Source organism: Peterkaempfera griseoplana (assembly GCF_001418575.1).
Lineage (GTDB): Bacteria > Actinomycetota > Actinomycetes > Streptomycetales > Streptomycetaceae > Peterkaempfera > Peterkaempfera griseoplana.
In genome coordinates this window covers 1-1,614 of sequence record NZ_LIQR01000757.1, presented here as the reverse complement: position 1 = coordinate 1,614, position 1,614 = coordinate 1, and the positions used below count along the sequence as shown (strand labels likewise).

Here is a 1,614-nt window from a genome sequence, read left to right as displayed (position 1 = left end):
CCGGGGCGCAGCACCCGCAGCGCCTCGTCCAGGGCACGGAACCGGTCCTCGCGGGCGGGGATGTTGTGCAGCACCAGGGCGCTGGTCACCACGGAGAAGGAGGCGTCCGGGAAGGGCAGCGCGGTGACGTCGGCGGTGTGCAGCTCGATCCGGTCGGCGACACCCGCCGCGGCGGCGTTGGCACGGGTGGCCTCGGGCCGGTTGCCGCTCTGGTCCTTGCCGGACCACAGGTCGACGCCGACGGCGCGTCCGGCGGGCAGCCGGCGGGCGGTGGCCACCAGCACCGCGCCCCGGCCGCAGCCCAGGTCGAGGAGGTGCTCGTCTCCCCTGAGGTGCGCCTCCTGGTCCAGGATCTCTTCCCAGACACGCAGTTTGCCGCGCAGGGTGGTGTGCAGATAGACACCGGTGGTGACGAGCAGGAACGTACCGGCGGCCGCCGCCGGTGTTCTGACGTTCCGTCGGCGCGCGGCGGTGAGCAGGCAGGCGGCGCCGAGGGCGGCGTGCACGGCGGGAAAGGCGGGGGCGTCCACGCCGTAGCGGGGGCGCATGAGCGGAGCGGTGCTGTCGGTCGTCATGTCCGAAGGCTGACGGCCGGAGCGGGCCCGGGTCTTGAAGGAATGTTCCCCCGGCCGTCCGGGGGTGGTGCCGGTTCCGCCCGGCGCCGTCGTCCGGTCATGCGGTGGACGGTGCGGTGGCGGGCGCCGGCCGCAGCGCAGCCGGTGCCCGCGCTCACCTCACCGGCATTCAGGAGGACGTGAGGGGGAGCGTGCGCAGCCAGGCCGCGACGGCGGCGAAGTCCGCCCCCGTCAGTCCCGTGGCGGCGTCGGCGCGGTGCAGCAGGACCGCACCCGGATGGTGCGCGGCCACCCAGGCCCGGTCGGCGTCGCTGATCTCGTCGTCCACCCAGACGAAGGGACGACCGGCCGCCCAGTCGAGCAGGCCACGGGTCTTCCAGTGCAGTCCGTCGCGCTCGTCCTCCTCCGGCGACTCCGGCCACACCACCACGGGCAGCTGCGGCAGGCCGATCCGCGGGCCGACGAACTCGTTGGCCTCCTCCATCCACGAGGTGGCCCAGACCAGTTCGCACCCCAGCGTGACCAGCCGGGAACCGAGAGTCGGATCGAGCCTGTCCAGCAGCGGGTTCGCGCCGGAGCCGGGCGAACCGGGCTCCGCCGGATACGTCGCATAGCCGCCCGGCAGCTGAAGCGGCGTCGCGCCGAACGGGATCAACGGTCCGTCCACATCGAGGAAGAGCAGCGGACGCCGCCCGGAACTGGTCATGGCCGCACCCTAGGGGGACTGCCGCAGGTGGTGGTAGGCGTTGGTGCGGTGTCGGCGGCGGCGTCGCCAGGCCGGCCAGTCCCAGCGGTGGTCGTGTGGAGGGCCGCGGTCGAGGCGACGGTGATCGTGGTTGGTGAAGATCCGCCGAAGGCCTCGGCGGCTGCGGTCATGGTTCCTGTCCGGGCTCAGCAAGGGGGGCTCGGCAAGGGACGCTCAGCGACGGGAGGTGTGACGCCGCAGGGTGTGTAGTCTCAAGTCCGGGCGTCCTGGCGGCGGTGCTCATCCCGGAGTGACGCGCCTGCCTCCGCCGCCTCCGCGCCGGCGCGGATCAGT

The 1,614-nt window shown here is 73.7% G+C and carries 2 protein-coding genes; both read right to left on the bottom strand.

Going from position 1 to position 1,614, the window contains the following annotated elements; translation table 11 throughout:
- A partial coding sequence (locus tag AOK09_RS36455; RefSeq protein ID WP_055591453.1) for a class I SAM-dependent methyltransferase occupies positions 1 to 575 on the bottom strand: 575 nt, incomplete at its 3' end.
- A gap of 169 nt (positions 576 to 744) precedes the next feature.
- The gene (locus tag AOK09_RS36450; RefSeq protein ID WP_055591452.1) at positions 745 to 1,281 is read right to left on the bottom strand and encodes an HAD domain-containing protein; all 537 of its coding nucleotides are present in this window, start codon (positions 1,279 to 1,281) and stop codon (positions 745 to 747) included.
- Between the last annotated feature and the right edge of the window lie 333 nt (positions 1,282 to 1,614).

Excerpts from the sequence above, each read along its gene's own strand:
- AOK09_RS36450 (WP_055591452.1), bottom strand. The coding sequence starts at position 1,281 with ATGACCAGTTCCGGGCGGCGTCCGCTGCTCTTCCTCGATGTGGACGGA.